General features: G+C 70.7%; 10 protein-coding genes. 8 read left to right on the top strand and 2 right to left on the bottom strand.

The features are described 5' to 3' along the window. From P409_RS21300 to P409_RS21275, 6 genes are all read left to right on the top strand, one after another. Positions 1 to 508 (top strand): FAD-dependent oxidoreductase (locus P409_RS21300; protein ID WP_034843356.1); only part of this gene is annotated, 508 nt, incomplete at its 5' end. After that, on the top strand, positions 505 to 1,257 hold the full coding sequence (pyrF, locus tag P409_RS21295; protein ID WP_052121076.1) for an orotidine-5'-phosphate decarboxylase: 753 nt from the start codon (positions 505 to 507) through the stop codon (positions 1,255 to 1,257). The genes P409_RS21300 and pyrF, both read left to right, overlap by 4 nt. Next, on the top strand, positions 1,254 to 1,907 hold the full coding sequence (locus P409_RS21290; protein WP_034843351.1) for a phosphoribosylanthranilate isomerase: 654 nt from the start codon (positions 1,254 to 1,256) through the stop codon (positions 1,905 to 1,907). Before pyrF ends, P409_RS21290 begins: the two co-directional genes overlap by 4 nt. Positions 1,908 to 2,179: 272 nt before the next feature. Continuing rightward, positions 2,180 to 3,412, top strand: a complete 1,233-nt coding sequence (trpB, locus tag P409_RS21285; RefSeq protein WP_034843348.1) for a tryptophan synthase subunit beta — start codon at positions 2,180 to 2,182, stop codon at positions 3,410 to 3,412. Next, positions 3,412 to 4,233, top strand: a complete 822-nt coding sequence (trpA, locus tag P409_RS21280; RefSeq protein ID WP_202964751.1) for a tryptophan synthase subunit alpha — start codon at positions 3,412 to 3,414, stop codon at positions 4,231 to 4,233. Before trpB ends, trpA begins: the two co-directional genes overlap by 1 nt. Positions 4,234 to 4,306: 73 nt before the next feature. Further along, entirely contained in the window at positions 4,307 to 4,798 is a 492-nt protein-coding gene (locus P409_RS21275; RefSeq protein ID WP_152613471.1) for a hypothetical protein, read from the top strand. 42 nt (positions 4,799 to 4,840) lie between these two features. Here P409_RS21275 and P409_RS21270 read toward each other — a convergent pair whose 3' ends face one another. Next, complete coding sequence (locus P409_RS21270; protein ID WP_034843367.1) at positions 4,841 to 5,245, bottom strand: type II toxin-antitoxin system VapC family toxin; 405 nt, start codon at positions 5,243 to 5,245, stop codon at positions 4,841 to 4,843. After that, positions 5,242 to 5,496 carry an AbrB/MazE/SpoVT family DNA-binding domain-containing protein gene (locus P409_RS21265; RefSeq protein ID WP_238578738.1) on the bottom strand — a complete coding sequence of 85 codons (255 nt, stop codon included), beginning with the start codon at positions 5,494 to 5,496 and terminating at the stop codon, positions 5,242 to 5,244. Before P409_RS21265 ends, P409_RS21270 begins: the two co-directional genes overlap by 4 nt. A gap of 108 nt (positions 5,497 to 5,604) precedes the next feature. Here P409_RS21265 and accD point away from each other — a divergent pair, with 108 nt between their 5' ends. Both accD and P409_RS21255 read left to right on the top strand, forming a co-directional pair. After that, entirely contained in the window at positions 5,605 to 6,543 is a 939-nt protein-coding gene (gene accD / locus P409_RS21260; protein WP_034843340.1) for an acetyl-CoA carboxylase, carboxyltransferase subunit beta, read from the top strand. Further along, positions 6,536 to 7,264 (top strand): bifunctional folylpolyglutamate synthase/dihydrofolate synthase (locus P409_RS21255; RefSeq protein WP_274519169.1); only part of this gene is annotated, 729 nt, incomplete at its 3' end. The genes accD and P409_RS21255, both read left to right, overlap by 8 nt.

Genomic DNA, 7,264 nt, shown 5'->3' with positions numbered 1-7,264 from the left:
GGAGCTGGCGTCGCGGCTGACCGCCTACCGCCAGCTGGTGGTCTATCTCGAGCCGCCGGCGGAGCATGCCGCCGCCTGGGCCGCGGCGCCGGGCATCGTCGATTGCGGCTTCCCGGACGATCATTGGGCGATCCCGCCGGTCGGCGGCACCCGGCTGAAGATCGGCCTCGGGGCCTGGAAGCGCGAGGCGGATCCCGAGGCTGATCCGACCCCGGCGGCGGGGGAGGCGGAGGCCTTTCGCGAGCGCTACCGGCCGGTGCTGCGCGACCTCGACCGTTACCGCATTCTCGAAGCCCGCCCCTGCCGCTATATCTTCACTGCGGATCGCCGCTTCATCCTGGAGCGGCGGGGCCGGGCGTGGCTGGTCAGCCCGTGCTCGGGCCACGGCTTCAAGTTCGGGGCGCTGATCGGCCGGGCGGTGGCCGACGGCGTGCTCGGCCGGCGCGACGCCGCGGAGCTGACATCCTGGGCGGCCGGCCACCTGCCGGCGGAAGGAGAGCGGGCATGACCACGAATCCGGTTTTCTGCGCCATCGACGCGCCGGCCCGGGACGAGGCGAAGCGGCTGATCGACCTGGTCGCCGGCGCGGTCGGCGGCATCAAGCTCGGCCTCGAATTCTTCATGGCGGAGGGGCCGGCGGGGATCCGCGAGGTCCGTCCCACCGGCGTGCCGCTGTTCCTCGATATCAAGCTGCACGACATCCCCAACACCGTGGCCGGCGCCATCCGGTCGGTGGTGCCGCTGTCGCCCGCCTACATCACCCTGCACGCCTCCGGCGGCCGGGCGATGATGCAGGCCGCGGCCGAGGCGGCGGCGACGGAGGCGGAGAAGCGGGGTGTGCCGCGGCCGAAGCTGCTCGGCGTCACCGTGCTGACCAGCCTCGACGTCGCCGATCTCGAGGCGGTGGGGCAGGGGATGGAGGTCGCCGGCCAGGTCGAGCGGCTGGCCCGGCTGGCCGAATCGAGCGGCCTGGACGGCGTCGTCTGCTCGCCGCGGGAGATCGCGCGTCTGCGCCGCGTGCTGAAGCCGACCACCGTGCTGATGGTGCCCGGCATCCGTCCGGCCGGGGCCGATTCCGGCGACCAGAAGCGGGTGATGACGCCGCAGGAGGCGATGGAAGCCGGGGCCACCCATCTCGTCATCGGCCGGCCGATCACCGCCGCCGCCGACCCGGCCGCGGCGGCGCGCGCGATCGCCGCCGATCTCGGCCTGGCGCTTGATGCCGGGGCCGCGGCCCCCACATCTCCTGTGCCATGACCACCATCGACGCGAAAATTTGCGGCATCCGCACCCCGGAGGTGCTGGAGGCGGCGGCGAAGCACGGGGCCCGCTGGGTCGGCTTCAACTTCTATCCGCCCAGCCCGCGCTCGGTGGCGCCGGACCTGGGCGCCGAGCTGGCGCGCATGGTGCCGACCGGACTGCGCAGCGTCGGCCTGTTCGTCGACCCGACCGAGGACGAGCTCGGCGCCGTGCTGGGCCGGGTGCCGCTCGACGTGATCCAACTGCACGGTTCGGAGACGCCGGCCCGGGTGGCGGAGATCCGCGGCCGCTGGGCCATGCCGGTGATGAAGGCGATCAAGATCGCCACGGTCGAGGATCTGGACGGGGTCGCTGCCTATGAGGCGGTGGCCGACCGACTGCTGTTCGATGCCAAGCCACCGAAGGGCGTCGCCTCGCTGCCCGGCGGCAATGGCCTGGCCTTCGACTGGTCGATCTTGTCCGGCCGGACCTGGTCGAAGCCCTGGATGCTGGCCGGCGGCCTCAACGAGGCCAATGTCGCCGAGGCCGTCGCCCGCACCGGCGCCGTCGCGGTCGACGTCGCCTCCAGCATCGAAGAGCGCCCCGGCCACAAGACGCCGGAGCGGGTGGAACGCTTCCTCGCCGCCGTGCGGGCCGTCGGGCAGTAGCGCAGGCGTCTCCCTCCACACACCGTCATTGCGAGCGAAGCGAAGCAATCCAGGGGCCGGTTCACACTGGCCCCTGGATTGCTTCGTCGGCTTCGCTTCCTCGCAATGACGGTGAAGGGGCGGGACGACCCTTCCCGCCCTGCGCTCCCTGCGGGTCTGGAATGCGTGCGCCTCGGGCATTCGCGACAAATGTTTGGCGCGCGGCGCGGTCGCCGGTAAGGTCACCCGCCTCAGCCCCATTCTTGCCACGATTGCGCCGGGAGCCGCCCCGCTTGACCGAGACCGCACCCTTCCAGCCCCGTCCGAACAGCTTCCGCACGGGCCCGGACGAGAATGGCCGCTTCGGCCTCTATGGCGGCCGTTTCGTCGCCGAGACGCTGATGCCGCTGATCCTCGAGGTCGAGAAGGCCTATGCCTCCGCCCGCAAGGACGCTGAGTTCGCCAGCGAGCTGCGCTACTACCTGACCCACTATGTCGGCCGGCCCAGCCCGCTCTACTTCGCCGAGCGGATCACCGAGCATCTCGGCGGCGCCCGCGTCTACTTCAAGCGCGAGGAGCTGAACCACACCGGCGCGCACAAGATCAACAACTGCATGGGCCAGGTGCTGCTGGCCCGGCGCATGGGCAAGACCCGGATCATCGCCGAGACCGGCGCCGGGCAGCACGGCGTCGCCACCGCCACGGTCTGCGCCCTGTTCGGCCTCCCCTGCACCATCTACATGGGCGAGGTCGACATCGAGCGGCAGAAGCCGAACGTGTTCCGGATGAAGCTGCTGGGCGCCGAGGTGGTGCCTGTCGTCTCCGGCAGCCGCACGCTGAAGGACGCGATGAACGAGGCCCTGCGCGACTGGGTCACCAATGTCGAGGACACCTTCTACATCATCGGCACGGTGGCCGGACCGCACCCGTACCCGGCCATGGTGCGCGACTTCCAGTCGGTGATCGGCAACGAGACGCGCGAGCAGATCATGCAGGCCGAGGGCCGCATGCCGGACACGCTGGTGGCGGCGGTCGGCGGCGGGTCCAACGCCATCGGCCTGTTCCACCCCTTTCTCGACATGCCGGAGATCGCGATCCACGGCGTCGAGGCGGCGGGCCACGGCGTCGAGACCGGCAAGCACGCGGCGTCGCTGACCGGCGGCCGCCCGGGCGTGCTGCACGGCAACCGCACCTATCTGCTGCAGACCGAGGACGGCCAGATCGAGGAGGCGCATTCGATCTCCGCCGGCCTCGACTATCCCGGTATCGGGCCGGAGCATGCCTGGCTGAACGACATCGGCCGGGTGAAATACGCAGCCGTGACCGACCAGGAGGCGCTGGAGGCGTTCCAGCTCTGCGCCAGGCTGGAAGGGATCATTCCGGCGCTCGAATCGGCACATGCCCTGGCGCATGTGATCAAGATCGCGCCCGGCCTGCCCCAGGACAACCTGCTCGTCATGTGCCTCAGCGGCCGCGGCGACAAGGACATCTTCACCGTCGCCGACGCGCTCGGAGTGCAGATCTGATGACCCGCATCACCGTGCGCTTCGCCGAGCTGAAGGCGCAGAACCGGGCCGCACTGGTCACCTTCGTGACCGCCGGCGACCCGGACATCGAGAGCAGTTTCAGGATCCTGGAGGGCCTGCCCAAGGCCGGCGCCGACCTGATCGAGATCGGCATGCCCTTCACCGACCCGATGGCCGACGGCCCGGCGATCCAGGCGGCCGGCCTGCGGGCGCTGGCCGTCGGCATGACGCTGGCGAAGACGCTGGACCTGGTGCGCCGCTTCCGTCAGGGCGACAGCGCGACCCCCGTCGTGCTGATGGGCTACTACAACCCGATCTACTCCTACGGGGTCGAGCGCTTCCTGGCCGACGCCAAGGCCGCCGGGGTGGACGGGCTGATCGTGGTCGACCTGCCGCCGGAGGAGGATGCCGAGCTGTGCCTGCCGGCGCTGGCGGCGGGGATCGACTTCATCCGCCTGGCGACGCCGACCACCGACGACGCCCGGCTGCCGGCGGTGCTGAAGAACACCTCGGGCTTCATCTACTACGTCTCGGTCACCGGCATCACCGGCGCGGCGGCGGCGAATGCGGCGGCGGTGCAGCCGGCGATCGACCGGCTGCGGCGCCACACCGACCTGCCGGTGGCCGTCGGCTTCGGCATCAAGACGCCCGAGGCGGCGGCCGCGATCGCCCGCATCGCCGACGCCGCGGTGGTCGGATCGGCCATCGTCGAGGAGATCCGGCACTCGCTGCACGCCGACGGCCGCCCGACCGCGGCGACGGTGGATGCGCCGCTGGCCCTGGTCCGCCGCCTGGCCGAAGGCGTGCGCGGGGCACGCTGAGGCGGGGTGCCTCCATCGTTGCGCCACAATGGCGGCGCCTCCTGGCGATGATCTGACTTCGCCGGGGGCTGCCATGGTGATGAGGGGCTGTGTCGGTGCCGTCGTCCTGATCGTCGCCCTCGCGGCCTGCGCGGCGACACCCGTCGCCCAGGGGCCGGGGGCCGAGCCTGCGGAAGCCCCGTCGGGACCTGCCGTGTCCTGGCAGGGTCACCGGCTGCGCGAGGTCACGTCGCTCGCGGCGCTTCCGGCCCCGGTTCGCCGGGCGCTGGGGGCGGACAACCGGGGGCTGGATGGCATGGCCGGGAAAGGCGAGCCGTTCAATGTCGGCGACGCCGTGGTCGAGCCGCTGCCGATGCGGCGCTTCATCACCGCCGGCCATGACGGCGACACCTGGCTCGTCGCCTTCGAGCAGGGCGGGATCGTCCACTCCGTCACGGCGGTCGAGATCTCCGGCGGCGTCATGCGTCGGGGCTGGTCGCTGGACTGCTGCATGACCACGCTGGCGGAGGTGGTGCGGCAGGTTTCGGCGGCGCCGCCCAACGCCATGTTCGTGCCGAACCCGTAGGCTCGGGCGCCGCGAGATGCGATCCGCCGGTCTGTCGGCGGGTCAGGTCCTGGACAGAAGCCGCGCCCTGGTGCCGGCGGCATCGACCAGCGATGCCGCCTTGCGATCGAAGGTCACGAACACCTCGCCGCCAAGACGCCGTCCCTCGAAGGCGATGACGCCGTCGGCGAAATCGCCGCCAGCTTCGAGAATCGCGAGACCGGCATCGGCAGCCGGGCCGTCGGCCGCCACGGTGGCGCTGCTCAGCAGCCGACGCACGGCCGTTGCGGCCTGGCCCGGCGTCTTCCTGTAGCCGCGCGTCAGGACCCAGACGAACTCGCACAGGGTCGGCAGGGTGACGGCGATGCTGTCGGCGTTGCGGAGCGCCGTTTCCGCCAGCGCCGTCTGCTCCGGATCGTCCCGCATGGCGGCCCGGACCAGTAGGTTGGTGTCGGCGATGATCTTCACGTTTCGCCGGCCCATCCCGCGGCGATGACGGCATCCATGTCCTCGATCGACAGCTTCGGTGTTCCGGGTTCGGCGAGGCAGCCGAAGAAATCCTCGATGGTCCCCGATGCCTTCGCCGACCGCACTTCGGCCCGGCCGTCCGGCAGCAGGTCGACGGCGATCTTGTCGCCGGGCGCAACGCCGAGGTGCTGCAGCAATTCCTTGCGCAAGGTCACCTGGCCCTTGGTCGTGACAGTCAGGAGCGTCATCATGGTGAAGGCCTGTAAGGCTTGACAGCCTTACATATAAGGCAATTTTGCCTTACTCTCAAGGAATGCCTCGATCTTGACCTTCCGGCCCGAAAGGCGGAAAACCGCGCCATGAACTGGCTGACCAACTACATCCGCCCGAAGATCCGGGCTCTCGTCTCGTCCCGGCCGGAGACGCCGGACAATCTGTGGACGAAGTGCCCGAACTGCGAGGCGATGCTGTTCCATCGCGACCTGGAGGCCAACCTCCATGTCTGCCAGCATTGCGGCCACCATATGCGTCTGTCGCCGACCAAGCGGCTGGCCATGCTGTTCGACGACGGCAAGTACGAGACCATCGAGCTGCCGAAGCCGGCCGTCGACCCGCTCAAGTTCCGCGACACCGAGCGCTACACGGACCGGCTGAAGAAGGCGCAGACCAAGACCGGCGCCAGCGACGCGATCGTCGTCGCCCATGGCAAGATGGGCGGGCAGGACACCGTCATCGCCGCCTTCGACTTCGGCTTCATGGGCGGGTCGATGGGCATGGCGGTGGGCGAGGGGCTGGTTGCCGCCGCCAAGCTGGCGGTGATGCAGCACGCGCCGCTGGTGGTGGTGCCGGCCTCCGGCGGTGCCCGCATGCAGGAAGGCATCCTGTCGCTGATGCAGATGCCGCGCTCGATCATCGCGGTCGAGCAGGTCAAGGATGCCGGCCTGCCCTACATCGTGGTGCTGACCGACCCGACAACGGGCGGCGTCACCGCCTCCTTCGCCATGGTCGGCGACATCCACATCGCCGAGCGCGGCTCGCAGATCGGCTTCGCCGGTGCCCGGGTGATCGAGGAGACGATCCGCGAGACCCTGCCAGAGGGCTTCCAGCGCGCCGAATACCTGCTCGACCACGGCATGGTCGACGTGGTGGTGGTGCGCAAGGACCTGCGCGAGACCCTGATCCGCACCCTCGGCCATCTGATGGGCGGCGTCCATCCGGCCCCGGTCGAGATCGTGGTCGATCCGGCCGACATCGCCGCCGCGGCCGCGATCGAGGGCGAGCCCGCCTATCGTGCCTGACGCGCAGGCGGATGCCGTCCAGGCGGCCGCCGTCGAGGCCGCGCTCGACCGGCTGACCCATCTGCATCCGAAGCGGATCGACCTGTCTCTGGGCCGCACCGAAAGGCTGCTGGCCGCGCTGGGCGACCCGCAGCTGCGCCTGCCGCCGGTCGTCCATGTCGGCGGCACCAACGGCAAGGGATCGACCACCGCCTTCCTGCGCGCCTTCCTGGAGCAGGCGGGCTATCGCGTCCATGTCTACACCTCGCCGCATCTGGTGCGGTTCCACGAGCGCATCCGCCTGGCCGGGTCGCTGATCGGCAGCGCGGCGCTGGTCGACCTGCTGGAGCGGGTCGAGGCGGCCAATGCCGGCCAGCCGGTGACCTTCTTCGAGGCGACCACCGCCGCCGCCTTCCTGGCCTTCGCCGAGGTGCCGGCGGATGTGGTGCTGCTCGAGGTCGGCCTCGGCGGCCGCTACGACAGCACCAATGTGGTGCCGCGCCCGGCCGCGACCGCGATCACCCGCCTGTCCATGGACCACATGCAGTTCCTGGGCGACACGATCGAGGCGATCGCGGCGGAGAAGGCGGCCATTGCCAAGCCCGGCGTGCCCATGGTGGTGGCGCCGCAGAAGAACGACACGGCGGTGGCGGTGCTGACCCGCGCCATCGAATCGGCCGGGGCGCCGCTGCACCTCGCCGGCCGCGACTGGTCGGTGGCCCCGACGTCCGACGGCTTCGTC

Origin of the sequence: Inquilinus limosus MP06 (assembly GCF_000767795.1) — a bacterium.
Taxonomy (GTDB): Bacteria; Pseudomonadota; Alphaproteobacteria; order DSM-16000; family Inquilinaceae; genus Inquilinus; species Inquilinus limosus_E.
The sequence above is the reverse complement of the archived record's forward strand: the minus strand, read 5'-3'. Positions and strand labels throughout refer to the sequence as shown.

Excerpts from the sequence above, each read along its gene's own strand:
- pyrF (WP_052121076.1), top strand. The coding sequence starts at position 505 with ATGACCACGAATCCGGTTTTCTGCGCCATCGACGCGCCGGCCCGGGAC.
- P409_RS21290 (WP_034843351.1), top strand. The coding sequence starts at position 1,254 with ATGACCACCATCGACGCGAAAATTTGCGGCATCCGCACCCCGGAGGTG.
- trpA (WP_202964751.1), top strand. The coding sequence starts at position 3,412 with ATGACCCGCATCACCGTGCGCTTCGCCGAGCTGAAGGCGCAGAACCGG.
- P409_RS21275 (WP_152613471.1), top strand. The coding sequence starts at position 4,307 with ATGGTGATGAGGGGCTGTGTCGGTGCCGTCGTCCTGATCGTCGCCCTC.
- P409_RS21265 (WP_238578738.1), bottom strand. The coding sequence starts at position 5,496 with ATGATGACGCTCCTGACTGTCACGACCAAGGGCCAGGTGACCTTGCGC.
- accD (WP_034843340.1), top strand. The coding sequence starts at position 5,605 with ATGAACTGGCTGACCAACTACATCCGCCCGAAGATCCGGGCTCTCGTC.